The organism is Mesorhizobium sp. Mes31, assembly GCF_024519675.1.
Taxonomy (GTDB): Bacteria; Pseudomonadota; Alphaproteobacteria; order Rhizobiales; family Rhizobiaceae; genus Mesorhizobium.
In genome coordinates this window covers 33,086-59,545 of record NZ_JALJRL010000007.1, presented here as the reverse complement: position 1 = coordinate 59,545, position 26,460 = coordinate 33,086, and the positions used below count along the sequence as shown (strand labels likewise).

At 61.9% G+C, this 26,460-nt stretch carries 28 protein-coding genes; 15 read left to right on the top strand and 13 right to left on the bottom strand.

All coding sequences use genetic code 11. The features are described 5' to 3' along the window. Positions 1 to 17: 17 nt before the first annotated feature. From ubiB to NR193_RS13815, 5 genes are all read left to right on the top strand, one after another. Complete coding sequence (gene ubiB, locus NR193_RS13835; protein WP_256751371.1) at positions 18 to 1,592, top strand: 2-polyprenylphenol 6-hydroxylase; 1,575 nt, start codon at positions 18 to 20, stop codon at positions 1,590 to 1,592. A gap of 88 nt (positions 1,593 to 1,680) precedes the next feature. Continuing rightward, the gene (coaBC, locus tag NR193_RS13830) at positions 1,681 to 3,150 is read left to right on the top strand and encodes a bifunctional phosphopantothenoylcysteine decarboxylase/phosphopantothenate--cysteine ligase CoaBC (RefSeq protein WP_256751370.1); all 1,470 of its coding nucleotides are present in this window, start codon (positions 1,681 to 1,683) and stop codon (positions 3,148 to 3,150) included. Between the two features lie 216 nt (positions 3,151 to 3,366). After that, positions 3,367 to 3,651, top strand: coding sequence for a hypothetical protein (locus NR193_RS13825; protein ID WP_256751369.1), 285 nt, complete (start codon positions 3,367 to 3,369; stop codon positions 3,649 to 3,651). A gap of 130 nt (positions 3,652 to 3,781) precedes the next feature. After that, complete coding sequence (locus NR193_RS13820) at positions 3,782 to 4,258, top strand: NUDIX hydrolase (protein WP_256751368.1); 477 nt, start codon at positions 3,782 to 3,784, stop codon at positions 4,256 to 4,258. A 362-nt stretch (positions 4,259 to 4,620) separates the two neighbouring features. Continuing rightward, complete coding sequence (locus NR193_RS13815) at positions 4,621 to 7,113, top strand: EAL domain-containing protein (RefSeq protein WP_256751367.1); 2,493 nt, start codon at positions 4,621 to 4,623, stop codon at positions 7,111 to 7,113. On the opposite strand, the gene NR193_RS13810 is transcribed toward NR193_RS13815, so the two are convergent. Next, positions 7,110 to 7,682 (bottom strand): GNAT family N-acetyltransferase, encoded by a 573-nt coding sequence (locus NR193_RS13810; protein WP_256751366.1) that lies wholly within the window; start codon positions 7,680 to 7,682, stop codon positions 7,110 to 7,112. The genes NR193_RS13815 and NR193_RS13810 overlap by 4 nt on opposite strands. Positions 7,683 to 7,780: 98 nt before the next feature. Beyond that, positions 7,781 to 7,981 (bottom strand): YdeI/OmpD-associated family protein, encoded by a 201-nt coding sequence (locus NR193_RS13805; protein ID WP_256751365.1) that lies wholly within the window; start codon positions 7,979 to 7,981, stop codon positions 7,781 to 7,783. 226 nt (positions 7,982 to 8,207) lie between these two features. Here NR193_RS13805 and NR193_RS13800 point away from each other — a divergent pair, with 226 nt between their 5' ends. Beyond that, a complete protein-coding gene (locus NR193_RS13800; RefSeq protein WP_256751364.1) occupies positions 8,208 to 8,663 on the top strand; it encodes a DUF2214 family protein in 456 nt (151 codons plus the stop codon). Here NR193_RS13800 and nth read toward each other — a convergent pair. Further along, positions 8,651 to 9,463 (bottom strand): endonuclease III, encoded by an 813-nt coding sequence (gene nth / locus NR193_RS13795; RefSeq protein ID WP_256751363.1) that lies wholly within the window; start codon positions 9,461 to 9,463, stop codon positions 8,651 to 8,653. The genes NR193_RS13800 and nth overlap by 13 nt on opposite strands. Positions 9,464 to 9,485: 22 nt before the next feature. On the opposite strand from nth, the gene NR193_RS13790 reads away from it, so the two are divergent. Further along, positions 9,486 to 9,980 carry a DUF2244 domain-containing protein gene (locus NR193_RS13790; protein ID WP_256751362.1) on the top strand — a complete coding sequence of 165 codons (495 nt, stop codon included), beginning with the start codon at positions 9,486 to 9,488 and terminating at the stop codon, positions 9,978 to 9,980. Positions 9,981 to 10,019: 39 nt separating this feature from the next. On the opposite strand, the gene NR193_RS13785 is transcribed toward NR193_RS13790, so the two are convergent. From NR193_RS13785 to NR193_RS13775, 3 genes are all read right to left on the bottom strand, one after another. After that, entirely contained in the window at positions 10,020 to 10,499 is a 480-nt protein-coding gene (locus NR193_RS13785; protein ID WP_256751361.1) for a hypothetical protein, read from the bottom strand. After that, positions 10,500 to 11,567 (bottom strand): hypothetical protein, encoded by a 1,068-nt coding sequence (locus tag NR193_RS13780; protein WP_256751360.1) that lies wholly within the window; start codon positions 11,565 to 11,567, stop codon positions 10,500 to 10,502. 169 nt (positions 11,568 to 11,736) lie between these two features. Then, positions 11,737 to 12,552, bottom strand: coding sequence for a class I SAM-dependent methyltransferase (locus NR193_RS13775; RefSeq protein ID WP_256751359.1), 816 nt, complete (start codon positions 12,550 to 12,552; stop codon positions 11,737 to 11,739). Between the two features lie 116 nt (positions 12,553 to 12,668). Here NR193_RS13775 and NR193_RS13770 point away from each other — a divergent pair, with 116 nt between their 5' ends. The 5 genes from NR193_RS13770 (at position 12,669) to NR193_RS13750 (ending at position 17,244) form a co-directional block, all read left to right on the top strand. Continuing rightward, positions 12,669 to 13,547: a bifunctional helix-turn-helix domain-containing protein/methylated-DNA--[protein]-cysteine S-methyltransferase gene (locus tag NR193_RS13770; protein ID WP_256751358.1), complete on the top strand. Its 879-nt coding sequence runs from the start codon at positions 12,669 to 12,671 to the stop codon at positions 13,545 to 13,547. A gap of 183 nt (positions 13,548 to 13,730) precedes the next feature. Further along, positions 13,731 to 14,636 carry a ribokinase gene (locus NR193_RS13765; RefSeq protein WP_256751357.1) on the top strand — a complete coding sequence of 302 codons (906 nt, stop codon included), beginning with the start codon at positions 13,731 to 13,733 and terminating at the stop codon, positions 14,634 to 14,636. Position 14,637: 1 nt separating this feature from the next. Continuing rightward, positions 14,638 to 16,089, top strand: a complete 1,452-nt coding sequence (locus tag NR193_RS13760) for an amidase (RefSeq protein WP_256751356.1) — start codon at positions 14,638 to 14,640, stop codon at positions 16,087 to 16,089. 112 nt (positions 16,090 to 16,201) lie between these two features. Continuing rightward, positions 16,202 to 16,816 (top strand): LysE family translocator, encoded by a 615-nt coding sequence (locus tag NR193_RS13755; protein ID WP_256751355.1) that lies wholly within the window; start codon positions 16,202 to 16,204, stop codon positions 16,814 to 16,816. A gap of 104 nt (positions 16,817 to 16,920) precedes the next feature. Next, positions 16,921 to 17,244 (top strand): hypothetical protein, encoded by a 324-nt coding sequence (locus tag NR193_RS13750; protein ID WP_256751354.1) that lies wholly within the window; start codon positions 16,921 to 16,923, stop codon positions 17,242 to 17,244. A 432-nt stretch (positions 17,245 to 17,676) separates the two neighbouring features. Here NR193_RS13750 and NR193_RS13745 read toward each other — a convergent pair whose 3' ends face one another. Then, positions 17,677 to 18,618: a nucleoside hydrolase gene (locus NR193_RS13745; protein WP_256751353.1), complete on the bottom strand. Its 942-nt coding sequence runs from the start codon at positions 18,616 to 18,618 to the stop codon at positions 17,677 to 17,679. A 315-nt stretch (positions 18,619 to 18,933) separates the two neighbouring features. Here NR193_RS13745 and NR193_RS13740 point away from each other — a divergent pair, with 315 nt between their 5' ends. After that, positions 18,934 to 19,359 carry an Hsp20 family protein gene (locus NR193_RS13740; RefSeq protein ID WP_023760739.1) on the top strand — a complete coding sequence of 142 codons (426 nt, stop codon included), beginning with the start codon at positions 18,934 to 18,936 and terminating at the stop codon, positions 19,357 to 19,359. A gap of 63 nt (positions 19,360 to 19,422) precedes the next feature. Continuing rightward, positions 19,423 to 19,677, top strand: coding sequence for a DUF1150 family protein (locus tag NR193_RS13735; protein ID WP_013529590.1), 255 nt, complete (start codon positions 19,423 to 19,425; stop codon positions 19,675 to 19,677). A 65-nt stretch (positions 19,678 to 19,742) separates the two neighbouring features. Here the strand turns inward: NR193_RS13735 and ptsN are convergent, their stop codons facing one another. The 6 genes from ptsN to lptC form a co-directional block, all read right to left on the bottom strand. Next, on the bottom strand, positions 19,743 to 20,207 hold the full coding sequence (gene ptsN, locus NR193_RS13730; RefSeq protein ID WP_091583220.1) for a PTS IIA-like nitrogen regulatory protein PtsN: 465 nt from the start codon (positions 20,205 to 20,207) through the stop codon (positions 19,743 to 19,745). A gap of 60 nt (positions 20,208 to 20,267) precedes the next feature. Next, complete coding sequence (gene hpf / locus NR193_RS13725) at positions 20,268 to 20,852, bottom strand: ribosome hibernation-promoting factor, HPF/YfiA family (RefSeq protein ID WP_256751352.1); 585 nt, start codon at positions 20,850 to 20,852, stop codon at positions 20,268 to 20,270. A 268-nt stretch (positions 20,853 to 21,120) separates the two neighbouring features. Then, a complete protein-coding gene (gene rpoN / locus NR193_RS13720) occupies positions 21,121 to 22,644 on the bottom strand; it encodes an RNA polymerase factor sigma-54 (protein WP_256751351.1) in 1,524 nt (507 codons plus the stop codon). A gap of 300 nt (positions 22,645 to 22,944) precedes the next feature. Further along, positions 22,945 to 23,763 (bottom strand): LPS export ABC transporter ATP-binding protein, encoded by an 819-nt coding sequence (lptB, locus tag NR193_RS13715; protein WP_091583228.1) that lies wholly within the window; start codon positions 23,761 to 23,763, stop codon positions 22,945 to 22,947. Continuing rightward, positions 23,763 to 24,344 (bottom strand): LptA/OstA family protein, encoded by a 582-nt coding sequence (locus tag NR193_RS13710; RefSeq protein WP_091583230.1) that lies wholly within the window; start codon positions 24,342 to 24,344, stop codon positions 23,763 to 23,765. The genes lptB and NR193_RS13710 overlap by 1 nt, the downstream gene beginning before the upstream one ends. Next, on the bottom strand, positions 24,331 to 25,044 hold the full coding sequence (gene lptC, locus NR193_RS13705; RefSeq protein WP_256751350.1) for an LPS export ABC transporter periplasmic protein LptC: 714 nt from the start codon (positions 25,042 to 25,044) through the stop codon (positions 24,331 to 24,333). The genes NR193_RS13710 and lptC overlap by 14 nt, the downstream gene beginning before the upstream one ends. Positions 25,045 to 25,445: 401 nt before the next feature. On the opposite strand from lptC, the gene sppA reads away from it, so the two are divergent. Next, a complete protein-coding gene (gene sppA, locus NR193_RS13700; protein ID WP_256751349.1) occupies positions 25,446 to 26,402 on the top strand; it encodes a signal peptide peptidase SppA in 957 nt (318 codons plus the stop codon). Positions 26,403 to 26,460: the final 58 nt, after the last annotated feature.

Below are 26,460 nucleotides of genomic sequence, written 5' to 3'. Positions count from 1 at the left end.
GCGGGACGGGCGCAACCATGAGCACTGTCAGCGCAGGATTTCGGCTGGTGCGGGCCGGCTGGGTGCTGGTCCGCGAGGGTGTCGTCGCCGCCTTGCCGGGCGAGGAACTGAACGGCCTGCCCAAATTCGGCTGGCGGCTGGCGCGGCTGTTCACCCGCCGCCGCGCGCTCGCCTATGAGCGCAGCGACCGGCTGGCCAAGGCGGTAGTCCGGCTCGGGCCGTCCTATGTCAAGCTCGGCCAGTTCCTGGCGACACGGCCCGACGTCGTCGGCAATGACATGGCGCTCGATCTCGCCATGTTGCAGGACAAGATGCACACCTTCCCCAGGGCCGAGGCGATCGCGGCGATCGAAGCCTCGCTCGGGCGCAAGGTCGGCGATCTCTATGCGCAATTCGGCGATCCGGTCGCCGCCGCCTCCATCGCCCAGGTCCATGCCGCCGACACCATCCATGACGGCGTTGCCACCAAGGTGGCGGTCAAGGTCATCCGGCCGGGCGTGCGCCGCCGCTTCTTCCAGGACCTCGAAAGTTATTTCCTCGCCGCTCGCCTGCAGGAGAAATACATCCCGTCATCACGCCGGTTGCGGCCGGTCGAGGTGACCGAGACGCTGGCGCAGACCACCAAGATCGAAATGGATCTTCGCCTCGAGGCGGCCGCTCTTTCGGAACTCGGCGAGAACACCAGGGATGATCCCGGCTTCCGTGTGCCATCCGTCGATTGGGAGCGCACCGGGCGCGACGTGTTGACCATGGAATGGGTCGACGGCATCAAGATGAACGATATTGCTGGCCTGGAGGCAGCCGGGCATGATCTGAAGGCGATCGCCGCCAACCTCATCCAGTCGTTCCTGCGCCATACTTTGCGTGACGGCTTCTTCCACGCCGACATGCATCCGGGCAATCTGTTCGTCGAGGCGAACGGCACCATCGTCGCCGTCGATCTCGGCATTGCCGGCAGGCTCGGCAAGAAGGAGCGCCGCTTCCTCGCCGAAATCCTCTATGGCTTCATCACACGCGACTACCTGCGTGTCGCCGAGGTGCATTTCGAGGCAGGCTACGTGCCGCGCCAGCACAATGTCGCGGCTTTCGCGCAGGCGATCCGCGCCATCGGCGAACCGATCCACGGCCAGCCGGCCGAGACCATTTCGATGGCCAAGCTGTTGACGTTGCTGTTCGAAGTGACCGAACTCTTCGACATGGCGACGCGGCCGGAACTGATCCTGCTGCAGAAGACCATGGTGGTTGTCGAGGGTGTGGCGCGCACGCTCGATCCGGCCTTCAACATGTGGAAGACGGCCGAACCGGTGGTTGGCGGCTGGATCGCCGGCAACCTTGGCCCGCGCGGCATGATGATCGATGTACGCGACAGCGCCAAGGCGCTGCTGACGCTGGCCCGCCAGGCGCCCGAGCTGGCCGCGCGCACCGAGCGGCTGTCGCGAGAGATCGACCTGATGGCCGAGCACGGCCTGCGCTTCGACGAGACGACTGCCCGCGCCATCGGCAAGGCCGAGGCGCGCTACAGCCGTTCCGGCCGCCTGGCATTGTGGGTGATCGCGTTGACGCTGGTCTATATCGCCTGGAAGATCATCTAGCGCCAAAGCGGCGTCCTGCTTCGCAACTTGCAGTACTTTGATTGCATTGCTATCATTGCCATCGATAGTCGCGGCAGAGTGCAATCAAATGGCCAGCATCACCATCCGCAACCTTGACGATGAGGTCAAGGAGCTGCTGCGCCGACTCGCGGTGGAGAACAACCGTTCCATGGAAGAGCAGGCGCGGGTCATGATCCGGGCCGCTGTTGACGGTGAGATCGGTCCGGGCCGTATCGACCAGATCGAGAAAACACTGCGCGAACTGACCAGCATGCACGGCGCGGCGATCCCGGCTGGCGCCCCGGCAGGCAAGACCTTTCCGCGAGGCACGCTTTCAGGCAAACGCATCCTGCTCATCATTGGCGGCGGCATCGCCGCCTACAAGGCGCTGGACTTGATCCGCCGTCTGCGCGAGCGCGGCGCCGCGGTGCGGGTGGTCATGACCGCAGCGGCACAGGAATTCGTCACCACGCTGTCGGTCGGCGCCCTCTCCGCCGACCATGTCTTCACCGAACTGTTCGACCGCAAGGACGAGCACGATGTCGGCCATATCAGACTGTCGCGCGAGGCAGACCTGTTGGTGGTGGCGCCTGCCACCGCAGACCTGATGGCCAAGCTTGCCAATGGCCATGCCAACGATCTTGCCTCCACCGTGCTCATCGCCACCGACAAGCCGGTGCTGATGGCGCCGGCCATGAACCCCAGGATGTGGGCGCATCCTGCGACACATCGCAATCGCGCAACGTTGCAGAAGGACGGCATCACCTTCGTTGGGCCGACCAAAGGTGAGATGGCCGAAAGCAATGAGGCTGGCGAAGGCCGCATGGCCGAGCCGCTGGAGATCGTCGCCGCGATCGAGGCGCAGCTCGATGTGAGCCCGAAACCATTGTCGGGCCGCAAGATCATCGTCACCTCCGGTCCGACGCATGAGCCGATCGATCCCGTGCGCTATATCGCCAACCGTTCGTCCGGCAAGCAGGGCCACGCCATCGCGGCGGCATTGGCGAGGCTCGGGGCCGATGTGCGCCTCGTCTCCGGCCCCGTCGGCATCGCCGACCCCACCGGCGTGAAGACGATCCATGTCGAACGTGCGCAAGAGATGCGCGATGCGGTGGAACAGCTTCTGCCCGCCGACGCGGCGGTGTTCGTTGCCGCCGTTGCCGACTGGCGTACCGAGAATTCGGCCGGTGAAAAGATCAAGAAGGTCGCGGGCGAAGGGCCGCCGGTGCTGCGCATGGTCGAAAACCCCGACATTCTCGCAGGGGTTGGCCATCACAGGCAGCGACCGACGCTGGTCGTCGGCTTCGCCGCCGAGACACAGGACCTTCTGCACAACGCCGAGGCCAAGCTCAGGAAGAAAGGCGCCGATTTCATCGTCGCCAACGACGTGTCGCAGACCAGCGGCATCGGTCCTTCGGGGGTGATGGGCGGCGATCGCAATCGGGTGCGGATCGTGTCTAAAGCCGGCGTCGAGGAATGGCCGGAGATGGGCAAGGACGAGGTGGCCGCGCGGCTCGCCGCGCTGATCGCCGAACGGTTGAAAACGATCGTCGTGTGAGCAGTGCTGGCGAAAAGGCGCTGCCCAACATTCCACCGCTCGTGAGACGCACCGCGACCGCCGCTCGACGGACACTTCTGAACAATGCCACCCTTGCCTTGCCGCGGCGAGATCGCGACGACAGACCGATTTCGTTTCGATCGCCGCCCGCATATGGCAGAACCGCACGGACGACCTATATTAAGGGTAAGTATCTGTTGGCGCGGGAATGAGTGGATGTCGGCGCTTCGACCATTGATTGTTTTTATAGCGGCAATGCTGGCAGGCGTTGGCTTGCCGGCTTCCGCGCAGGTCCTCGACCCCGGCAACGCACTCATCCGGCAGAACGACCTGCAGATATTGCAGAACAGGGTGCAGCGGCAGCAATACCAGCAGCAGCAGCAGCAGTATCGTGACCAGGACCGCCAGATCGTGCCGCAGCCACGTCCGGTCGTGCCGCAGCTCCAGCCAAGTTGCCAGACGCAGATAATCGGCAACACCGCTGTAACCAATTGCCGCTGACAAGCCGGCGTTTTTCATTTATTTAGCCGACTTATGTATTCGGATGCCTCGGGGCGCCGGCGGGCGTTTTGGTTTTGCAACGGTGTCCCCGTCGCGCTATGCGGCATTGCTTCGACTGGATCGTTTACGAATGGCAGCCACCAAGAAAAAGGCCGCGCGCAAGGCAAAGAAGGGCGAGAGGATCCGTCAGGTGGCGGCTATCCCCTTTCGGCTGAACGCCCGCGGCGATATCGAGGTGATGCTGGTCACGTCGCGAACGACCAGGCGCTTCATCGTGCCCAAGGGTTGGCCGATGAAGGGCAAGAGCGGTCGCAAGGCGGCCACCATCGAGGCGCAGGAGGAAGCCGGCGTGCTCGGCAAGACGCTGAAGGAACCGGCGGGCATCTATTCCTACTGGAAGCGGCTGGCCAACCGCTTTGTCCGCGTCGACGTCATCGTCTATCTGCTGAAAGTGACGGAGGAACTGGCCGACTGGCAGGAAGCCAAGAGACGGCAACGGGCCTGGCTGGCCCCGGCCGACGCGGCGATGCTCATCGATGAACCGGACCTTTCGACGCTGGTGAAGACCTTGACGATTACCCAGCCTCTGCCGATCGATCCGACGTAGGACCCTCTCACCGGTGTCGTCTCAGGGAACGGCCGTACCGGCGTGCCGGTATTGGCCCACAACCATTCGCGCCGCAGCGGGCCCTTGTTGCGGTCCGTTTCCGCCGACTGTTCCTCAGAAGCTTTAAATACAATCTGATTCAACTTGAAGCAGTCGTTTGACTGCTACGTAATATTAGATCGCTGAAATCAAAAAACGGGCGCGCAAATAGTTGAACAATTTATTTGCTGTTAAGCCCGCTTGTGATAACCGGACAGTTGTCGCCAACTGAGCGACATGAGGGAAGAACAGCGTCTTGAACCGACGGATGAAACGGTCGGACAGACGCACTGACAGGATCGTGGCAAGTCCATGGAAATTCGATGAAGTTGTCATCGATGGACGCGAGCCCCCGCCTTCTCGGGCTCGTATGGCCTTTCGTCGCGGTCGTCCTCGTCCAGGCGCTGGTGGCCAGCCTCAGCCTCCACACATTGTCGGCGGTTCGCGCCTATGTCGGCGGCGAAAGCCAGTGGTCCAAGGGGCAAAAACACGCCATCTATTTCCTCAGCCTCTATGCCGACACCGGTAACGAGGAATTCTTCAGCGAGTACCGCGAAGCAATCGCCGTTCCGCTGGCCGATCGTTCAGCTCGCCTTGCGCTTGAGCAGTCCGAGCCCGACACCAAAGCGGCGCGCGCCGGCTTCCTGCAAGGCGGAAATCACACCGACGATGTGACCGGGATGATCTGGCTGCTCCAGAATTTCCGTGGCTTCAGCTATCTCGATACCGCCATTCGGCACTGGACCGCCGCCGACACCATGATCCTCGCCATCCAGCGGCTTGGCGAGGCGATACATGAGAAGCTGAGCGAGGGACCAGCATCGGCAGCCCAGGTCAGCGTCTGGAAGGCGGAGATCCATCAGCTTGATCGTCAGATCGGTCCGCTCTCCAAGGCCTTCTCGGACAGCCTCGGCGAGGGATCGCGCTTCATCAACACGTTACTCACCTTTGCCAATCTCGTCACCGCTGCCTTGCTGATCCTGCTTGCCGTGTGGCGCACGCGCAAGCTCCTGGCGCAGCGCCAGGCGTTCCAGATGGCACTCAATGCAGAGCGTGAGCGCGCCCAGATCACCCTGGCTTCCATCGGCCAGGCGGTCATCAGTACCGGCGCCGGTGGCCGGCTGGACTATATGAACGCCGTCGCGGAAAGATTGCTGGCATGTCCGCTCAGTGCCGCCAGAGGCAAGCCGATCGCATCGCTGTTTCGCCTTGAGGACAAGGACACCGGCGTTGAGGACACGGAGCTGATCGACCGACTGCTAGCCGGCGAACCGCGCCGTTCCAGCGTTCGTCCGCAATTGCTGCGGCGAACGGACGGCTCCGTTGTTCCCGTCGCGCTGACCGGTGCGCCGCTGCTTGTCGCCGGCCACGTCGTCGGCGCGGTGCTCGCCTTCCACGACATGACGCGCGAAGAGGACTATATCGAACGGCTCTCATGGCAGGCGTCGCATGACGCGTTGACGGGGCTGGCCAACCGGCGCGATTTCGAAAGCCGGCTGGAAAGAACGATCTCGGATCTGCAGGACCGGCCTCGCCAGCACGCGCTGATGTATCTCGACCTCGACCAGTTCAAGCTGGTCAACGATACCTGCGGCCATGCCGCGGGCGACCAGTTGCTGCGCCAGATTTCCGCGCTGCTGATCCACGAATTGCGATTGGGTGATGTCCTCGCCCGTCTGGGCGGCGACGAATTCGGCGTGCTGCTCGTGGATAGCGATTGCGAAACCGCCGCCGAGACCGCCGAACGGCTGCGCGCGGCCGTTCAGGACCTGCATTTCGCCTGGGATGGCAGGCCCTTCAACACCAGTGTCAGCATCGGCATGGTGCAGATTGCCAATGCCGAGGTGACGATCGAGGAGGCGCTGCGTGCCGCCGACGTTGCCTGCTACATGGCCAAGGAAAGAGGCCGCAACCGCGTCCAGATCCACAACGATGGCGACATGGCCTTGCGGGAGCGCTTCGGCGAGATGGCCTGGGTCCAGCGCCTGCACACCGCGCTCGAAGAAAACCGCTTCAGGCTTCATGCCCAGGAAATCTCGCCGCTCGGCGACGACGTTGCCGAGGCAGGCGCGCATATCGAGATCCTGTTGCGGCTGACCGATGAAGACGGCGGCGTCGTCAGCCCGCAAAGCTTCATTCCCGCGGCCGAGCGCTACGGCCTGATGCCGTCGATCGATCGCTGGGTGGTGCGCAACACATTCGGCATCCTGGCGGCGCGGCAGGCCGATCCGCGCATGGCGCCGATTGCCACATGCGCCATCAATCTTTCCGGGGCGACTTTCGGCGACGAGGCATTTCTCGGCTTCCTGCGCGAGCAGTTCCTCGTCCATGGCATTTCGCCCGCCATGATCTGCCTGGAAATCACCGAGACCAGCGCCATCGCCAATCTCGCCAATGCCATGCGCTTCATTGCCGATCTGCGCGGGCTGGGTTGCCGTTTCGCGCTCGACGATTTCGGCTCGGGCATGTCGTCCTTTGCCTATCTGAAGCACCTGCCGGTCGATTACCTCAAGATCGACGGCAGCTTCGTCAAGGACATGCTGGAAGACCGCATCGACCGTGCCATGGTCGAGATGATCCATCACATCGGCAAGGTGATGGGCAAGCGCACCATCGCCGAGTTCGTCGAAAGCGATGGCATCGTCGCCGCCCTGAAAACGATCGGCGTCGACTATGCGCAGGGCTTTGCGATCGCCAGGCCGCGGCCTTTCGATGCCACGACGGTGCTGCGCGGCCGGGACGTCACGCCTGTCGCGGGCGACACCGCCGATCCGTGGGCCGATCTGGCGCGGAAGCTGCGCCGCAACGTCGGCTAGGCGCCTTGGGCTCCGGCTGAGAGGCCGCCTTGTGCCTGCCGTTCCAGCAGGATGGTCGGGGCATCGTGATAAAGGGTCCGTGTCAGTTCCCGGTAACCGCATTTGGCCGCGACATTCAGCGAAGCCGTGTTTTCCGGATCGATGATGCAGACGGTTCTCGCACGTCCGAACGTCTCGTCGCCCCAGGCATGCACCCGGCTGACGATCTCGGTGGCAAGACCGGCGCCGTGCACGGCCGGAACCAGCGCCCACCCGGCCTCGGGAATGCCTTCGATCGACGGCTCCATATCGCGCTTCAGATCGTGAAACCCCGCCTCGCCGATGAAGCGGCCTGTCGCCTTTTCCTCGATCGCCCAGAAACCGTAGCCGAGCAGCGACCACAAACCGGCATGACGCAGGAAGCGCATCCAGCTTTCCTCGCGCGTGCGCGGCTTGCCGCCGATGAAACGGGTGACGACGGGATCGACCCACATGGCGGCATAGGCTTCGAAATCCTGCATTCGGTGTGACCGCAGGAGGGTTCGCTCCGTCTCGATGACAGGAACGCCGGGTGCTTTTGGACTGCTCATGGACTCTGCCTCGCTTGTCTGCCCGGCGCATAGCAAATGGCCAAGGCCAAGCAAGGGCCAAGGCAGGATATGTCATCTTCCAGGCAGGACAATCGTTCTCAGCCGCGCCAGGCCATGTTCATGTAGACGCCGCCGCGCTGCAACTCGTCCAGCATCTGATCGAGCCGCTTCTTCCTTGTATCCGGTCGCTTGGCGCGAACGATCCAGCCGAGATAATCGTTCTGCTGGTAATCCGGCCGGGCCCCATACGTCGCCATCAGGCCGCGCTCCGTCAGGGCGGCGCGGACATCGTCAGGCATCGGGTTCAGGGAGCGTTTTCAATCCAGTCATGCGACCAAACCCACCGTGCCGGAACCCAGCGTCAACGCTGCCGATGGCGAGGTGCGAACGACATCCGGCGATCATGGCAGGCCCTGTTCTGCTCGAGCTTCGGGATGGGATTTTCCGTCAGTGGTGCTACTTTCACCAAAGCGTGATTCAGCCGCCGCGATCCGCGTGCCGGCCTGTTTGTTCGAGGGAAAAGACATGGACACCACCGATCTCGTCCTCGCCATCGTCCATCATTTGCTGGTGTTTTCCCTGGCGGGGATCATCGGCGCCGAATTCGTGCTGATCCGCGGCGACCTGCCCGCCACCACGCTCAAGCGGCTCGTCGGCATCGACCGTCACTATGGCATCATCGCCGCGCTGATCATCGTCGTCGGCATCGGCCGCGTCTTTTATGGCCTGAAGGGCTGGGAATTCTATGTCTATAACTGGGTGTTCTGGGCCAAGATGGCGGCGTTTGCGGTCGTGGGACTGCTGTCGATCGTCCCGACCGTCCGCTTCATTTCCTGGAACCGGCAGGCAAGCGCCGATCCCTCGTTCCTGGTGCCGGCAGCCGAGCTTGCTTCGGTGAAGACCTACATCCGCGCCGAGGCGTTCATCTTCCTGCTGGTTCCGGTCTTCGCCGCGGCGATGGCGCGCGGCTACGGCAGCTGATCTTCAGCGGCAACCGTTTCAAGAGGAGCGATCGGCACCAAGGGTGCCGGAATGCTGGTTGTCTTCTCGGCAGCCTTGCAGATGTCGGCGATGACGCAGGCCGGACAATCCGGCTTGCGCGCCTTGCAGACATAGCGGCCGTGCAGGATCAGCCAGTGATGAGCGTGGCGCATATACTCGTCCGGAATGATCTTCAACAGCCCCTGTTCGACCTGTTCCGGCGTCTTGCCGGGCGCCAGCCCGAGCCGGTTGCCGATGCGGAAAATGTGCGTGTCGACCGCCATCGTGTGCTGGCCGAAAGCCATGTTGAGCACGACATTGGCGGTCTTGCGCCCGACCCCTGGCAGCTTGACCAGCTGGTCGCGGTCGTCGGGCACCTCGCCGCCATGGTCGCGGATCAGCGCCTCCGACAGCGCGATGACGTTCTTGGCCTTGTTGCGCCAGAGCCCGATGGTGCGGATATACTCGCCGACCTTGGCTTCGCCGAGCGCCAGCATCTCTTGCGGCGTGTCGGCGGCCTTGAACAGCGCCCGCGTCGCCTTGTTGACGCCGGCGTCGGTCGCTTGCGCCGAAAGCACCACCGCCACCAGCAGCGTGAAGGCGTTGACATGCTCGAGCTCGCCCTTTGGCTCCGGCCGCTGGACGGAGAAGCGCCGGAAGATCTCGTGCACTTCAGCCGAGCTGTAGCGCGACGAGCGCCGCACCGGCCGGGGTCGCGGCTTGGCGTTCGAACCGTCGCGCAGTCCGGCCGGCAGCTCTTTTTTGGGCATCGAAGACTCTTTGGACTTGGGGCTCGCCATTCTCTTCCTATAATGTCCAGTCATGAGCGACACAAACGCCTCATTTCAGGCCGACGAACCGTTCTTTCAGGCACTGCTGACCCCGCACCGGTCGCTGGGCAGGACAGGCTTCTTCGTCCTCATGGGCGCGCTGCTGTTTGGCTGGCTGGTGACCGGCGCGTTTTTCCTGTCGCGGGGCGCCTGGCCGGTGTTCGGCTTCTTCGGCCTCGACGTGGTCGCCGTCTACATCGCCTTTCGTGCCAACTATCGGGCCGCCCGCGCCCGCGAGGAAGTGTCGGTTTCCCGCACCAGCCTCGACATCCGCAAGACCGCGCCCTCGGGAAAATCGGAAGCACACCGCTTCAACCCGTTCTGGGCACGGTTTTCAGTCGCTCGTCATGCCGAGATCGGCATCACCAGGATGACGGTGGAAGCGCAAGGCCAGAACGTGGCGATCGGGTCTTTCCTGGATCCCGACTCTCGCGAAAGTTTTGCCACCGCCTTTTCGCGGGCTCTGGCGACCGCCAGGGCGCGCTGACAAGTAGCATGTTCTGGTTCGCTTACCTTCGATGCACGATCAAGCCCTAGGCTTCTCCTTCCTGAAGCTCGAGAGCAGCACACCAAGCGCCAGTAAAATCGCCGTCATAGAAACCCAACCCATCGCCTTTGAAAAAAACAGATCAGTTCCGTCCCACACATATACCGGTGCCTTGAAATTTTTAACTAGCTCCGCACTGACGTAGTCTCTGCTCATTTGTAAAAGTGCAGGGTTTTGCAGAATATATTCCTCGGCCGGAGGATTCAGGCGCCATCCGGAGATCATGTGCCGCGACTGACCGGGAGCGTACTCATAAGAGAATACGAACACCAAAGACCATCCAAAGTACATAGTGAGAGCAACAGCCATGGTAATACCCTTGGCCTTGCCACTCATCATGCCTCCCAAATAAACGCCTGCTGCGGTCGCGACCAGTATGACTGGAATAAATACGATCCCGCCCATTTCTGAAAAAAGGGCGTATATTGGCCCAGCCGCCTTGTCGACGAATTTGTCCATCTATTTTTTCTTAATCAGTAGCTTATTTATAAATGTAAAATCCTGAACTGTAGTAAGATCTATCTCTTTGTAGTCGGTGACAGTATCCGAATTTTTGTCCTCAGCCCACACATACCACTTCGTTCTCTTTAAAACTTGTGTCGCATTGTAGCTCGGCGTCGCAAAATTATGAGCATCCCTTGCCCTGTCGCATCCTATTTCGAATGCACCGGCAGACATATATCTTAGATTTAGACCATCTATTTTATTTCCAGAATCATCTTCGGTATTGACCGTTACAGAAACGACATCGTCCCGCTGCTCACCAGCATCGGGTGTCGATTGCTGTAATGATTCCAGCATTACTAAGGTAGCACCTGGCAAATTGACGCCTTCACTCTTGGCATCGACAATCGCCTTCGCAATATCATTGTTCTGCTGAGAAAAGGTGATATAGGAATCACTGATTGATACCGCGTTTGTATAGTCGGTCCAGCTCGGCGTTTCGATCTTCTTGGCTTTCACAAGATAGTTGTCCAATATGCGTTTTTCGTCGGCATTTGCTCCGCCACCGGCATAGATCGCCTCAATACTCTTTTTAATATCTTTTGAATCTTCTTGAAGGGTATTTTTTAGTTTCGGAGCCAGCCGGTAATCGAGCACAAATCCGTCAACTGGATTATTTGGTTTGTAGTCTATCCAGTTTCCGTCCTTAAATATCTCCAGAGATGGAACAAATAACACCTGATTTTTCTTGATATTGTCAATGTCTTTGATAGAAGGATTTAGATACGAGACAATTTTTAAGTTACTCTTGTCAGGCAAGAAATCATTGTTTGCGATTGCATCTGAAACAGTCTGCCCGCTTAAAATCACCACTGATTTCGGTTTTACTCTCAACAGGTCGTCATTCGGGAGCCCGGCAACTTTTGCGAACGAATGCGCAGCTCCCAATGGCCCGTCAAGAGTGGCGACCTGCTTGCACCACGAATCCTTGTCGCGAAAATTGCCGGCGCAAGCAGTCTCTTGAAGTTGAAAAGTACCAATTGCTGTTCCGACGAACAGAACTGCATATCTTATTTTAGCCAAGCTTACCTCCCCGCTAGGCGAGCGATATGCACAATAGTGGGATATTACGTGCGGAGCAAGTTGAGTTCGCTGGTCAGAACGTGATCGGCATCGTTTGAATGGCCACAGGCGCGCGAGGATAAAGATATTCTAGCAGCGGCAACCACCCCAATATGTTGAACTTCCGTTGTCAGAACCGGTAGCGCAAAAGCCTGCCGACCTTGCGCAATGCTGGAATGTGTCTCCAAAGCCGAACGAACAGCTTGGCGGACCAGCCCATGCGGGCGGCGTGTTCGGGCTTGTAGGCCGAGACGTCCTCGATGAATCGCAGCTTCGGAACGGCCCGCTCCAGTTCATGCGGATCGTCGATCGCCCAATGAACTTCTGCGCCCGTCGCCTTGATGGTCGGATTGAGACGAAGCAGCGTCAGGCCGAAATGGCTGTAGGCGTCGAACATCAGCTCGCCGCTGGCAAGATGCGAGACAAGCCGCGCTAGCAGGCGCGGCCCCTCATCGGCGGGGAGATAGGGCGTCAGCCCTTCCGCCACCACGACGGCCGGCCGGCTGCGCGGCACTTCAGCCAGCCAATCCGGTTCGGTCAGCGACGAACCGATCAGGTGGTAGTGGTCCCGGGACGGGTAGAGCTTGCGCCTGAGCTGGATCACTTCCGGGTAGTCGACATCGAACCATTCGATACCGGCCGGCGGATCGACACGGAATATGCGCGTATCGAGCCCACACCCCAGATGCAGCACGATGGCGTCGGGATTTCTGGCGAGAAAGTCCTCGACGCGGATATCCAGTGTCTTTGCCCTGATCGCCAGGCCAACGCCGAGATTGGCGTCGACCCTGAGCCTGGAGAAATCATAGTCGATCTTGCGCACCGCTTCGTCGGCGAAATGATCCCCGAGCAGTGAATCCGGCAACCTGCTCTCCAGCGCCTTGCCGTAGAGCGTCATCAGCAAGGTTTCCTTTTCGCCCGTCAGATGCACTTTCTCGCCAGCCATCGGCGCCTCCTGGGCTCGAAATTCCGTGTCTATCTGGGTATGCGCGGCAAGAAGGCAAGTTTCGGGTGGCGACCGACGCCCCAAGGGGCGATATTCCTGACCGAGGAGACAGTTCGATGAGCACACAGACAGCAGTCCTCAAAAAGGACATCACGCCCGAAGGCAGCGACTACGAAATCGTGCGCCGCGCCATCGAGAAGATCAGCCTCGACTATCGCGACCAGCCGTCGCTGGAAGAACTGGCCGAGGAGGTCGGCGAGACGCCGACCGGCCTGCAGAAGCTTTTCACCCGCTGGGCCGGCCTGTCGCCCAAGGCCTTCCTGCAGGCGGTGACGCTCGACCATGCGCGCAGACTGCTCGATTCCGGCATGCCGCTGCTCGAAACATCGTTCGAATTGGGCATGTCCGGCCCCGGCCGGCTGCATGACCTCTTCGTCACCCATGAGGCGATGTCGCCGGGCGACTACAAGACGCGCGGCGCCGGCCTCACCATCCGCTACGGCTACCATCCCTCGCCGTTCGGCACTGCCCTGATCATGGCCACCGACCGCGGGCTTGCCGGCCTCGCCTTCAGTGATCCGGGCGAGGAGCGCGCCACTTTCGCCGACATGTCCAGCCGTTGGCCGAACGCCATCTATGTCGAGGACATGGCCGCCACCGGACCCTATGCCGCGCGCATCTTCGACCCGACACTGTGGCGCCCCGACCAGCCGCTGCATGTCGTCATGATCGGCACCGACTTCCAGGTTCGTGTCTGGGAGGCTCTGCTCAATATCCCGATGGGCAGGGCCCGCACCTATTCCTCGATTGCCGCCAGCATCGGCGCGCCGAGCGCCAGCCGTGCCGTGGGTGCCGCCAACGGCGCCAACCCGCTCTCCTTCGTGGTGCCCTGCCATCGCGCCATCGGCAAATCCGGCGACCTCACCGGCTATCACTGGGGCCTGACCCGCAAGCGTGCCATCCTGGGCTGGGAAGCAGGGCAAGTCACGTCTTGAGATGGCTCGGATGCTGCAACGCCGGCGAAATCCTTTCGCCGGCGTTGTACGTCATACGGAAAATGACATCACCTTGCTGACCTGCGCGAATGGCCCAACACCGTGGCGCCTGCGATATCAGCAACCTCTGGAAACCAGCGGTCTTACAGGGTAGCTTCCCGCGCATTCAGCAGGAGGCATTCCTTGATTATCGTTGTCGGCTCGATCAACCTCGACCTAATCGCCAAAGTCGACCGCCTGCCGAGCCCCGGCGAGACGGTGGGCGGCTCGAGCTTCACCACTGCGCCCGGCGGCAAGGGCGCCAACCAGGCGCTGGCTGCCGCCCGCGCCGGCGCCCCCGTTCGGATGGTGGGCGCCGTGGGCAAGGACAGCTTCGCCGCAGAGGCGCTGGCGTTGCTGCGCGAAGGCAAGGTCGACCTGTCCGGTGTCGCCGAGACCTTTGCCTCGACGGGTACGGCGCTGATCATGGTCGGCGATGACGGCGAGAACATCATCGCCGTGGTGCCGGGCGCCAACGCATCCGTCCTGCCGGGCGACCTCTCCAAAGCCTTCCTGAAAAAAGGCGATGTCGTGCTGCTGCAGCACGAAATCCCGCTTGCGACCGTCGGCGCAGCTCTCGACCAGGCAAGAGCGGCCGGCGCCATCACCGTGCTCAACACAGCCCCCTTCCAGGGCGAGGCAGCCGCCTTCCTCGACAAGGCCGACTATGTCGTGGCCAACGAGACCGAGTTCGACCTCTACGGCGAGACGCTTAAGTTGAGCGGCCGCGACCGGGCGGCGCGCATGCGCGACTTTGCCGGGAAAACCGGCCGCACCATCGTCGTCACGCTCGGCGGCGACGGCGTGATGGCGGCGACACCGACCGATTTCCTGACCATTCCGGCCATGAAGATCACCCCTGTCGACACGGTCGGCGCCGGCGACACCTTCTGCGGTTATTTCGCCGCCAGCCTCTCGTCCGGCCTCACATTCGAACAGGCGCTTGCGCGCGCCGGCGCGGCTGGTTCGCTGGCCTGCCTCAAGCCGGGCGCCCAGCCGGCGATCCCGCTGGCCAAGGATGTCGACCAGGCGCTTCAGGAAACCCGTTGAGATGACGCGCCCTCGGACGAAGCATGCCGTGCAGCCGGCCGGCGACATCTGCCGTATGTCCGCTGTCGCGCTTGCCGCTGCGATCCGACACAAGAAGCTTTCCGTGCGCGAGGTGGTGACTGCCTTCCTCGACCGGATCGAGGCGGTCAACCCGCTGGTCAACGCCATCGTCTCGTTGCGCGACCGTGGCGATATCCTGCGCGAGGCCGATGCGGCCGATGCCCGGCGGCAGGCAGGTGTCGAAACCGGTCCGCTCTTCGGCCTGCCGATCGCCATCAAGGACCTCGCCTCGACCACCGGCCTCACGACCTCGTTCGGCTCGCCGATCTTCGCCGATTTCGTGCCGCAGGAAGACGATTTCTTCGTCGAGCGTATCCGTGACGCCGGCGCCATCATCATCGGCAAGACCAATGTCCCCGAATTCGGCCTTGGCTCCAACACCTACAACAGCGTGTTCGGGCCGACGCTGAACGCCTTCGATCCGGCCCTGACCGCCGGCGGCTCGAGCGGCGGCGCGGCGGTGGCGCTGGCGCTCGACATGGTGCCTGTCGCCGATGGCAGCGACTTCGGCGGTTCGCTGCGCAATCCGGCAGGCTGGAACAATGTCTATGGCTTCCGACCGTCGCAAGGGCTTGTCCCTGGCGGGCCGGACCCTGAGGTCTTCCACGCGCAGATGGGCGTCGACGGGCCGATGGGCCGCAATATCAGCGACATGGCGCTGCTGCTCGACGTGCAGGCGGGCTATCATCCGCGAGCGCCCTTGTCCTACGAGAAACCAGGGGCGTTCCTCGAAGGGCTTGCAACGGCAGCGACTGGCGGCCGTATCGCCTGGCTCCGTGATCTCGGCGGTTACCTGCCTATCGAACCGGGCATCCTCGATCTGTGCGAGGCCGCGCTGAACCGGTTCGCTGATGCATCCTTCCCTAGCGAACCCTTGCTGCCGGATGTCGATTTCGAAGCGCTGTGGCAGGCCTTCGTGACGCTGCGCCAGGCCAGCAGCGGCTGTGCGCTCAAGACCCACTATGACGATCCCGCGAAGCGCCACCTGCTGAAGCCGGAAGCCATCTGGGAAGTGGAGAACGCGATGCGGCTGACGGCGCCGCAGATCCGCGCCTCTTCGGTCATCCGCACGTCCTGGCATCGAACGCTGCTGTCGATCTTCGACCGCTTCGATCTCATCGCGCTGCCGACCGCGCAGGTCTTCCCCTTCGATGTCGGCACGCACTGGCCGCGCGAAGTCGCCGGCCGGGCGATGGACAGCTACCATCGCTGGATGCAGGTTTCCGCCTTCGCCACCCTGGGCGGCTGCCCGGCGGTCAACGTGCCGGTCGGCTTCGACGACAGGGGCCGGCCAATGGGCATGCAGTTGATCGGGCGGCCGCGCGGCGACCTCGCCGTGCTGAAGGCAGCGGCGGCCTATGAGGCGATGCTGCCCTGGCCCGCCGGCGCCTGACCCGGGTGCGCTGGCGGATCACAGGGCCTCGCGGGCAGGCTTGCGCGAGCATCCTTGTCATGCATTGATTGTCGCCAGCCGCGCCGCATCGGCGGCATTCCGAGGGAAAATCATGTCGCTGGAACTCTACGCCGCCTATGTCCTCGCCTGCATCGTCATCATCCTGGTGCCCGGCCCGACGGTCACGTTGATCATCGCCAACAGCATCCGCCATGGCGCCCGCGCCGGCCTCGCCAATGTTGCCGGCACGCAGGCCGGGCTGGCCGTCATGATCGCTATTGTCGGCATCGGCCTCAACACTCTGATCGCGGGCATGGGCCATTGGTTCGAATGGGTGCGGCTGATCGGAGCCGCCTATCTGATCTGGATGGGCGTGCAGATGTTCCGTTCCAAGGGCACGTTGAACGCCGATGGAACGGCGAGGAAACCGCGCGGCGGCTTCTTCCTGCAGGGCCTGCTGGTGGCGCTCAGCAACCCCAAGACGCTGGTGTTCTTCGGCGCCTTCTTTCCGCAGTTCATCGCGCCGCAGGGCAATTACTCGCTGCAGATCGTCGTCATGGGCCTCACCGCCATGATCTTCGCGGCCGTCTCGGACTCGACCTATGCGCTGGCCGCCAGCCGCGCCGGGCGCCTGCTGTCGGCCAGCCGCATCAAGCTCATGTCCAGGATCAGCGGCAGCTTCCTGGTTGGCGGCGGCTTGTGGCTGGCGTTTTCAAGGTCGAAGTAAAGGCTGCCGCCAGGCCGGCGCCGCAAAGAGTTGCAGCGTCCTGGAATGGCAACCGATTGAAAGTGTTCTCTCCCACCACCACATGAATCTGTGTTGAGGGATTCATGTCTGTCTTTTGGACTTGGGATGTTTTGAAGAGGAACGCGCCTGGCGTGATCCTCTTCATTGGTGCGTTCGCGATTATGCTCATGTTGGCGGCAAACAAATGGGCCAACAACGAAAGCCCAATCCGGTCTGTCGGTGCCATCGATGCAACGATCAAAAGTGCCCAATGGAGAGACGGTAGGTACATTCTCTATGTGCTTGTTCTCAATGATGGCTCGTCTGTGCTCATCGACGACGACCGCCCGCATCTAATTGGGTCAGATGCCAGCATTGAACGCGTGACACGCGACAACGGCTTCGTCTTCTACCGGTTTCCAGAATGAGTCTTATGGCAAAAGCGCCGCTGGCAGTGGCTCTGATGATCACGCCAGAGGATCTCAAGGGCGTTCTCCAGACAGGTCCCATAGTCGGTGTCTGCGGTCTGGCGTCAGCCTCGACCGCGACATAGGCACAGTGGTTAACTTCGTCGGCACGACTTCAACCAGATACGGCCTGGATGGCGGCGGAAATCGCAGTCTCTACGGAATCTCCGCCTGCGCCAGAGTGGCTCGCTGGTGTTCGTATACGGCAATCCTGGCCAGCTGTTGGCCGTCGGCTCGCAGGTTCCAGTCAAACGCCAGCATTGCGAGAACGGCGTCGAAACCTATCGGCTGCTGGGCAGCTGAACGGATCTAAAAAGGTTCACCGAACCGCTCTATTTCTCTTTTTGATGCATTTCCGGCCGAAAACCGTTTCGCGCGTTTCCTCGAATTGCCCTAAAGCCGCCCCAGCCTCTCCACCAGCAGCGCGAAGAAGCCGTCATGGTCGATGTCGCGCATCACCATGGTGTTCTTCGGCCGCTTGGTAACGCCCCACCAGTCGATCACGGTCATGCCCATGGTGAGTTCCGAGGCGGTTTCCACGCTGACATTGCAGTTGCGGCCCTTGAACAGCTCCGGTTTCAACAGATAGGCGATGACGCAGGGGTCGTGCAGCGGGCCGCCGTCGGTGCCGTATTTCTCCTCGTCGAAGCGCTCGAAGAACTCCAGCATCTCGGCGGTCGCGGTGCCGACCTTGGTGCCAAGTGCGCGGAAGGCCTGCGTGCGCTTGGCGGTGGTCAGCGCCTTGTGGGTGACATCCAGCGGCATCATCACGATGGGAATGCCGGATTTGAACACGATATCGGCCGCATGCGGATCGACATAGATGTTGAATTCGGCCGCCGGCGTCACATTGCCACCCTCGAAGAAGCCGCCGCCCATCAGCACGATTTCCTTGATCCGCGGTGCGATGCGCGGTTCGCGGATCAGCGCCAGCGCTATGTTGGTCAGCGGGCCGAGCGGGCAAAGCGTGATGGTGCCGGCCTCTTCCTTCATCAGCGTCTCGACGATGAAATCGACCGCGTACTGCTCCTGCAGCTTCATCGTCGGTTCGGGCAATTGCGGCCCGTTGAGACCGGTCTTGCCATGCACTTCCTCGGCGGTGACCAGCTCGCGCAGCAACGGCCGGATGGCGCCGGCATAGACCTTGATATCCGGCCGGCCGGCCAGCTCGCAGATCTTGCGGGCATTCTTTTCGGTAAGCTTCAGCGGCACGTTGCCGGCAACGGCGGTGATGCCGACGATCTCCAGCTCGGAGCTGCCGAGCGCCAGCAAAATGGCGACGGCGTCATCCTGGCCGGGATCCGTGTCGATGATGATCTTGCGTGATTGGGGCATTTCAATTCCTTGTTTGGCTAGGCCATGCACTTGAATGAATCCGGTCGAAACATCCGAAGGGCGCCGCAGCGACCGCGAGCTGCCACGTCGAACCGCTCGACCGGGGGAGATAATCCCGACCGTCGCGCTTCTCGTTGCATCTGCTTGCCGTTTCAAGCGCCATGTCGATCATTCTTGTGAGTCCACGACGTGGTCTTTTTGGGCGGGCTTTTTGATGGCTTGAACTTGGCCCCGGGGCGGACCATATCAAGACCATCGGGAAAAATGCCATCCGGGTTTTTCCACTTTATGTCGCTCTTGAGAGGACAGTGTAACATGAGCCGAATGACGCCTTTTTCCAGCCCGCTTCTCCTTGGCTTCGACGCCATGGAAAAGACCCTGGAACGCCTGGCGAAATCCGGTGACAGCTACCCTCCCTACAACATCGAACGCCTCAGCGGCGCCGACGGCAAGACCGAAAGGTTGCGTATCACATTGGCCGTCGCCGGTTTCGCCGAAAGCGATCTCGATGTCACGACGGAGGAAAACCAGTTGGTCGTGCGCGGCCGTCAGACCGACGACACCGAGCGCGAATTCCTTCATCGCGGCATCGCCGCACGCCAGTTCCAGCGCTGTTTCGTGCTGGCCGACGGCATGCGGGTGATCGCGGCGGAGCTGAAGAACGGCCTTTTGTCGATCGATCTCGATCGGCCGGAGTCTGAACGGCTGGTACGGAAAATAAACATATCGGTGAAAGACTGATCTTTACCGATGGCTCTCATGTGGGATGGCCTTGAGCGGCGTCTCGCGCCAAGGAGGCTTGAAATGACCAGAACTGAAACTATCACCATGACCAATGGCGAATTCGCCCATCTCGGCGAGGGCTCGGTCGCTTATCTGCGCAAGGTCTCGAGCGACGAACTGCTCGGCCGCTTCCCGAATCTCGGCGAAATCGCACCCGGCATGGAATTGTGGGCGCTGTTTGCCGCCAATGGCCAGCCGATCCTGCTTTCGGATGCGCGTGACCGTGCACTGGCCGGCGCCATGGAAAACGACCTGACCACGGTCGCCATTCACTGAAAGCAGCCCGCTGAAACGGACAGGGCCGCCCATGGCGGCCCGTGTGGCGGTCTCTTCCGGAAAGTTCAGGCCGCGTGGGAGGCCTGGGTGTCCGACAGCAGCGCGTGGATCGCAACAGCGTCGCGCGTGCCTCTGATCTTGGCCACCGTATCGGCGTCGCGCAGCACTCGCGCGATGCGCGACAGCGCCTTGAGATGGTCGGCGCCCGCGCCTTCAGGCGCCAACAGCAGAAACACCAGATCGACGGGCTGATCGTCCAGCGCCTCGAAATCGACCGGGGTCTCCAGCCGCGCGAAAACCCCGGCGATACGCTTCACGCCGGCCAGCTTGCCGTGCGGAATGGCGATGCCGTTGCCCACTCCGGTCGAGCCCAGCCGTTCACGCTGCAGGATGGTGTCGAACACTTCCCGCTCCGGAATGCCCGAAATCGCCGCTGCGCGCTCGGATAGCAACTGCAGAAGCTGCTTCTTGGAGTTCGCCTTCAACGCCGGCATTATCGCCGGAACGTTGATAAGATCGCTCAGACCCATGCTTGAAAATCCCTTGTTCGCCTGCCGTCACCAGTCCCCACCCCTCGTGCGGCCGGCTTTTTATTCCTGTGCGACCTTGGTCGTGGACGGGTCGATCCAGCCGATGTTTCCATCGGGCCGGCGATAGACGATGTTGAGATGGTCGTTTCCGGCGTTGCGGAAGACGAAGACCGGGCTGTCCTTGGTATCGAGTTCGATGACAGCCGACGCCACCGACATGGTCTTCAGCCTCATGGTCGATTCGGCGACGATGGCCGGCGCGAAATTTTCCGGGATGTCCTCGTCATCATCGGCAAGCGGCGCCATCACCGTGTAGGCAATGTCGGTCGGTTCGCCGTTGGCGGCGCCCGAATTGTGCGATTTCAGCCGGCGCTTGTAGCGCCGCAGACGGGTTTCGAGACGATCCGCCGCCGCCTCGAAGGCGAGCGTCGGGTCCTGGGCATCGCCCGTGGCCTGCAGCGAGGCGCCGGAATCCAGCCGGATCATGCAATCCGCCGAATAGCGCGAGCCCGATTTGATGACTGTGACGTGTCCGGCAAAGCCGCGATCGAAATATTTCCCGATCGCCTCGCCGACGCGATCGTTGATGCGTGTCCGGAACGCATCGCCGATATCCATATGTTTTCCCGATATGCGCAGATTCATCTGAAAACTGACCTTCCTTGCTCAGGCTTCAAACTGGCCCGAGTTTATACTCGTGATCCGTGCGCACAAGCTTTGCGGCGTCACTCGCGCCGATTTTAAATCCGAACTTTCCGATTGATCACGAGCCGCCCTTTTGGGCCGTCCCGAGGCCAACGTCGTGACGGACCATCCGCATGCGGGCATCTAGCCCGTCTCATGCGGGCGGGCTTCTAGCCACTTCGCCGCGGCTTGTCAATGAAGCTCAAAAACTGTGGAAAAGCGGGGGGCCCTAACGCCCGGCGCTGGCGAGTGCGCGTTTTTCACGCCGGCGCTGCACCGACGAAGGAATATTCATACCCTCCCGGTACTTGGCGACCGTGCGCCTGGCAATATCGACACCTTTCTCGCGCAGCATGTCGACGATCGCGTCGTCGGAAAGCACGTCGACGGGTTTTTCCTCATCGATCAGTTGCTTGATGCGGTCACGCACTGCCTCCGAGGAATGTGCGTCGCCGCCGCCCGACGCGGCGATCGAGGCCGTGAAAAAGTACCGCAGCTCGAACACGCCGCGCGGCGTCAGCATGTACTTGTTCGCGGTGACCCGGCTTACCGTCGATTCGTGCATGCCGATGGCGTCGGCCACCGTGCGCAGGTTGAGCGGCCTCAGCTGGCGCACGCCATGGACCAGGAAGGCGTCCTGCTGGCGAACGATCTCCGAGGCGACCTTGAGGATGGTCTTTGCCCGCTGATCGAGGCTTCGCGTCAGCCAGTTGGCGTTTTGCAGGCATTCGGCCAGGAAATCCTTCTCCGCCTGGTTTTTCGCGTGCGGCGAGACCTGGGCGAAATAGACATGGTCGACCAGAACGCGCGGCAGCGTTTCGGCATTGAGCTCGACCGTCCAGCTGCCATCATTGGCCGCGCGCACCTCGACATCGGCAACGATGGCGTCGCTGGCGCCACCTGAAAACACCATGCCCGGTCGAGGATCGAGTGCCCGGATCTCGGCCAGCATGTCGAGCAGGTCCTCATCGTCGACGCCGCAGATCCGCTTCAGCGCATGGAAATCGCGCCGCGCCAGGAGTTCGAGATTGGCAACCAGGGCCTTCATCGCCGGATCGAGCCGGTCGCGCACGGCCAGTTGCAGCGACAGGCATTCGGCAAGGTCGCGTGCAAAAAGGCCGGTCGGCTCGAAGGTCTGGCACACCGCCAGCACCTTGCCTACGGTGGCGGTGTCCGTGCCGAGGCGCGCGGCGATCTCGGCCATGTCGGCGCGCAGGTAGCCGGTTTCGTCGAGGCCATCGGCCAGGTCGCCGGCGATCAGCCGCTCCGCCGGGTCGGCGAAGGCGAGCGCGATCTGCTCGCCGACATGGTCGCGCAGCGTAATCGCCGCGGCGGCCATATCGCCGGCGTCAAAACCCTCGGACGAGGCGCCGCCATTGCCCGAAGCCGACTTCCATTGCGCCGTCAGGTCGGGGCCGAGCCGCTCGCTCGTCCCTGGATCGTCGGGAAACAGGTTTTCCAGCGATGTATCGAGCTTTTCCGAGATCGCCTCGGCGCTCCACTGCGTCTCGTTCTCGAACCAGTCGCCATCGGCGGCCGCTTCGGGCACGGCCTCGGTCTTCTGCGCCTGGTCGCTGGTCGCGTCGTCCTGCGGTTCGGCGCGCTCCAGCAGCGGGTTGCGCTCGATTTCCTCGTCGATGAAGTGCTCGAGCTCGACATGGGTGAACTGCAGCAGCCGAATCGACTGCATCAGCTGCGGCGTCATCACCAGCGACTGCGATTGTCGTAGCTGTAGTTTCGCCGCCAACGCCATGGTTCGGTTTCAAACGCCTCGTCTACGCATCCGGACTTCCGGAAGAAAATTTTGCAGCCGACCATAGAAACTGGCCCAGCTTTTGCTTGTCAAGGCAAAGGCTAGCAAAACTCGCTTACCGGAGCGTTATTCGGCGAAAGAATCGAAGAAAAGGGCCCCCGCGAGGCGCCAAAAATCGTGTCAGGAAACAAATTTCACACCTGAGAGCAATTCCAGGAAAAGTGCGAGACGGTCTTACGTCCGGAATTGCGTGAACAAAAAGATGGAGCGGTTTGGCGTTTCCGTGAAACGGTGAACCGCTCAGAGCGTGAAGCCCTCGCCGAGATAAAGCCGCCGCACATCGGGGTTTGCCACCACTTCGTCGGCCCTGCCATGGGTCAGCACCTGGCCGGCATGGATGATGTAGGCACGATCGATCAGGCCGAGCGTTTCGCGCACATTGTGGTCGGTGATGAGGACGCCGATGCCGCGCGCCGTCAGGTGGCGCACCAGTTGCTGGATGTCGGCGACGGCGATCGGATCGATGCCGGCGAAGGGCTCGTCGAGCAGCATGTAGGCCGGGCGCGTCGCCAGCGCGCGGGCGATCTCCAGTCGTCGCCGCTCGCCGCCGGAAAGCGACATGGACGGCGCCTTGCGCAGATGGCTGATGTGGAATTCCTCGAGCAGTTCGTCGAGAATGCGGTCGCGTTCCTTGCGGCTCTTTTCGACCACTTCCAGCACCGCGCGGATGTTCTGCTCGACGCTCAAGCCGCGAAAGATCGAAGCCTCCTGCGGCAGATAGCCGATGCCGAGGCGCGCACGACGATACATCGGCATCGAGGTGACGTCGAAGCCGTCGATTTCGATCGTGCCTTCGTCCACCGGCACCAGGCCGGTGACCATGTAGAAGCAGGTCGTCTTGCCGGCGCCGTTGGGGCCGAGCAATCCGACCGCCTCGCCGGCGCGCACACCAATGGTGACGCCGCTGACGACCTTGCGGCCCTTGTAGCTCTTGGTCAGACCCTTGGCGATCAGGGTTCCCTTGAACTTTCCCGCATCGACGGTCACCGTGGACGGCGCCGAAATCTTGCCAGCGGCCCGCCCCGGAAGACGCGCCGTCAGCGACGACAGGCTGGCCATCAGGGGTTCGTCGCTCCCGATTTCGGCGGCGGGGTGATCGACATCTGGACGCGCTGGCCGGCGCATGGATCAACCTGGGCCAGCCCGCTTTTCATCTGCACGGTGAGCTTGCAGCCCACCAGCACGTTGTCGTTTTGCGACAGAACGACCTTTTTGCCCGACAGCACCAGCACCTGGCTCTTCATATCGAAACTGCCTTGATCGCCGGTCGCGATCTGCGCATCCGACTTGATGTAGACCTTGTCGGAAATCTCCAGGTGATCGATGTTGGCCGAGCCGGTCATCGCCGCTCCGGTGGCTTCCGTGCCCTTGGCTGCGGCATTGGGATCCTTGACGTAATACACTGTCATCTTGCCGGCCTTGAGCAGGGTCGGCCCCTGGACGACGCTGACATTGCCCGTGAACACGGCGACACTCTCCGCCTGCCGGACCTCGAGCTTGTCGCTCTCGATCTGTATGGGCTTGTCGCCGGACAGTTTGAGACCTGACTGGCTGGTGGACTGCGCCGACGACGGCACCAGCCCGAGCAGCAGCAACGCCGAAGTTGCAGCCGCAAGCCGCGTCGAACTACTGAGCCGCATTGGTTTCTCCGCTGTTTCCCTCTGCCGTCTTCAAGGCGGCGGAATCGATGTTGACGCGCACTTTGTTCTCGAACACCAGAACCCTGCCATTGTCCCGGACCGACATCGAATCCGCCGTGATCCGCGACCCGCCACGGCTGACATCGACAGGATCACCGGTCTTCATAGTGCCTTTGCCCATGTCGAGGAAGACCGATTTGAACTTGGCCTGCATGCCGTCGGTTGTGGTGATGGTCACGTCGCTGGTCAGGTTCATCGTATTGCCGTCGCGATCGTAGGTGCCGTGCGAGGCCTTGACCGCGGCCACATTGTCAGGCGCGATCGGCACCTTGGCGTCGATACCCTCGAGTTCGATGATGCCTTGCGTGCTGACGTCCTGAATGGCGCGGAGCGCCGTCATCGAATAGGGCTGCTTCTGCTTGGTGAAACCGTTGAGCTTGGGGTTGGCCATCACCAGCTTGCCGTTGGAAAAAGCGGTGCCTTCCGCCTGGACCGAGACGGAGACGGGTGCGGCGAGATAGGAATAGATCGGGAAAGCGACGGCGATCAACGCCGCTGCCAGCGGCACGGCGAACTTGAGGACGCGGACGCGGCGCGAATGACGCTGCGCGAGGTCGAACGCGTCGCCCCGCGTCCGGCCGTCCGCCGGGGGAGCCAACTCCGTCTCGGCGCTGGTCGGTTCAATCGGTCGCGCTAACATGACTGCTTTCTTCTAAAACCCTGCCCGCCGGGCAACACCGCCTATAGGTGGGACGCCGGCGCCTTCAAGCAAGCACAAGCCGACGAAAACTGCAAAAATGTGACAGCCGCAGTTGTACAGACGAAAACCAGATCAGCACAACTGCCCGTGCTTCATAGCAGAAACGCATGCACAGCGTAAAATTTATCGGCTGTCGGTGTCGCCACCCGGGTTCGTATCGATCGCACAAATTCGTGAGCGGAGATGGCCGGACCGCGATCGATCGAGGATCTGGATGGCCATGTGATGGCTATATATTGATCCTCGGCGTGGCTTGCCTCGTCGAACAGAAAAGAGAATTGCTTCCAGATGCGAGGATCATGGTCTAAAAGCGTCTCCTCCCGCCGACTGAAAGGCTGACCATGGCACTGAGAGCCGACGACCTCATCGACCGCCGCCGCTTGCGGCGCAAAGTGACATTCTGGCGCATTGTCGCCATCGGCATCGTAGCACTCGGGGTGATTGCGCTTTCATCCTGGTTCTACGGCGATGATTTCAGCGGCTCGGCCGTCGACCATATCGCCAAGGTCAGGATCGAAGGCACCATTACCGAGGACGAGGAACTGATCAAGCGGCTGGAAACCATCCGCCTGTCGTCGAAGGTGAAGGGCGTGATCCTGTCCATCGATTCGCCTGGCGGCACCACGGTCGGCGGTGAATCGATCTATGAAGAGGTGCGCAAGCTCGCCGCCGACAAGCCGGTGGTGGCGGAAGTCGGCACCCTCGCCGCATCGGCGGGCTACATGATCGCCAGTGCCGCCGATCACATCGTTGCCCGCAAGACCTCGATAGTCGGCTCGATCGGCGTGCTGATCCAGTATCCCGACGTCAGCGGCCTGATGGACAAGCTCGGCGTCAAGCTGGAGGAAGTGAAATCCTCGCCGCTGAAAGCCTCGCCCTCGCCTTTCAAGCCGACCAATGACGACGAGCGCGCCATGGTCCGCAAGCTCATCCTCGACAGCTATGACTGGTTTGTCGGCATCGTCGCCGAGCGCCGCAAGATGACCCGCGAACAGGCACTGGCGCTTGCCGACGGTTCGATCTTCACCGGCCGCCAGGGCGTCGCCAACGGGCTGATCGACGCTGTCGGCGGCGAGACCGAGGCGGTCGACTGGCTGGCGACCAAGGGCGTCGATGCCAAGCTCAAGGTGGTCGAATGGAAGAACACGGAACGGCGTGGTGGTTTCCTGTTCTCGAAGGCGATGGCGCAAACGATCGGCAGTGCACTCGGCCTGCCGGCCTTCAGTGGCGACGTCATTCGCGAACTCGGTGCCGACCGCTTGTTTCTTGACGGTCTCGTTTCCGTCTGGCACCCTTGAGATGCCGTTTGGGGCGAGTGAAAAAAGCAAATAAAATCATCCTCATAATTTTGACCGC

Coding starts and splice junctions, on each gene's coding strand:
- ubiB (WP_256751371.1), top strand. CDS start 18: ATGAGCACTGTCAGCGCAGGATTTCGGCTGGTGCGGGCCGGCTGGGTG.
- coaBC (WP_256751370.1), top strand. CDS start 1,681: ATGGCCAGCATCACCATCCGCAACCTTGACGATGAGGTCAAGGAGCTG.
- NR193_RS13825 (WP_256751369.1), top strand. CDS start 3,367: ATGTCGGCGCTTCGACCATTGATTGTTTTTATAGCGGCAATGCTGGCA.
- NR193_RS13820 (WP_256751368.1), top strand. CDS start 3,782: ATGGCAGCCACCAAGAAAAAGGCCGCGCGCAAGGCAAAGAAGGGCGAG.
- NR193_RS13815 (WP_256751367.1), top strand. CDS start 4,621: ATGAAGTTGTCATCGATGGACGCGAGCCCCCGCCTTCTCGGGCTCGTA.
- NR193_RS13810 (WP_256751366.1), bottom strand. CDS start 7,682: ATGAGCAGTCCAAAAGCACCCGGCGTTCCTGTCATCGAGACGGAGCGA.
- NR193_RS13805 (WP_256751365.1), bottom strand. CDS start 7,981: ATGCCTGACGATGTCCGCGCCGCCCTGACGGAGCGCGGCCTGATGGCG.
- NR193_RS13800 (WP_256751364.1), top strand. CDS start 8,208: ATGGACACCACCGATCTCGTCCTCGCCATCGTCCATCATTTGCTGGTG.
- nth (WP_256751363.1), bottom strand. CDS start 9,463: ATGGCGAGCCCCAAGTCCAAAGAGTCTTCGATGCCCAAAAAAGAGCTG.
- NR193_RS13790 (WP_256751362.1), top strand. CDS start 9,486: ATGAGCGACACAAACGCCTCATTTCAGGCCGACGAACCGTTCTTTCAG.
- NR193_RS13785 (WP_256751361.1), bottom strand. CDS start 10,499: ATGGACAAATTCGTCGACAAGGCGGCTGGGCCAATATACGCCCTTTTT.
- NR193_RS13775 (WP_256751359.1), bottom strand. CDS start 12,552: ATGGCTGGCGAGAAAGTGCATCTGACGGGCGAAAAGGAAACCTTGCTG.
- NR193_RS13770 (WP_256751358.1), top strand. CDS start 12,669: ATGAGCACACAGACAGCAGTCCTCAAAAAGGACATCACGCCCGAAGGC.
- NR193_RS13760 (WP_256751356.1), top strand. CDS start 14,638: ATGACGCGCCCTCGGACGAAGCATGCCGTGCAGCCGGCCGGCGACATC.
- NR193_RS13755 (WP_256751355.1), top strand. CDS start 16,202: ATGTCGCTGGAACTCTACGCCGCCTATGTCCTCGCCTGCATCGTCATC.
- NR193_RS13750 (WP_256751354.1), top strand. CDS start 16,921: ATGTCTGTCTTTTGGACTTGGGATGTTTTGAAGAGGAACGCGCCTGGC.
- NR193_RS13745 (WP_256751353.1), bottom strand. CDS start 18,618: ATGCCCCAATCACGCAAGATCATCATCGACACGGATCCCGGCCAGGAT.
- NR193_RS13740 (WP_023760739.1), top strand. CDS start 18,934: ATGAGCCGAATGACGCCTTTTTCCAGCCCGCTTCTCCTTGGCTTCGAC.
- NR193_RS13735 (WP_013529590.1), top strand. CDS start 19,423: ATGACCAGAACTGAAACTATCACCATGACCAATGGCGAATTCGCCCAT.
- ptsN (WP_091583220.1), bottom strand. CDS start 20,207: ATGGGTCTGAGCGATCTTATCAACGTTCCGGCGATAATGCCGGCGTTG.
- hpf (WP_256751352.1), bottom strand. CDS start 20,852: ATGAATCTGCGCATATCGGGAAAACATATGGATATCGGCGATGCGTTC.
- rpoN (WP_256751351.1), bottom strand. CDS start 22,644: ATGGCGTTGGCGGCGAAACTACAGCTACGACAATCGCAGTCGCTGGTG.
- lptB (WP_091583228.1), bottom strand. CDS start 23,763: ATGGCCAGCCTGTCGTCGCTGACGGCGCGTCTTCCGGGGCGGGCCGCT.
- NR193_RS13710 (WP_091583230.1), bottom strand. CDS start 24,344: ATGCGGCTCAGTAGTTCGACGCGGCTTGCGGCTGCAACTTCGGCGTTG.
- lptC (WP_256751350.1), bottom strand. CDS start 25,044: ATGTTAGCGCGACCGATTGAACCGACCAGCGCCGAGACGGAGTTGGCT.
- sppA (WP_256751349.1), top strand. CDS start 25,446: ATGGCACTGAGAGCCGACGACCTCATCGACCGCCGCCGCTTGCGGCGC.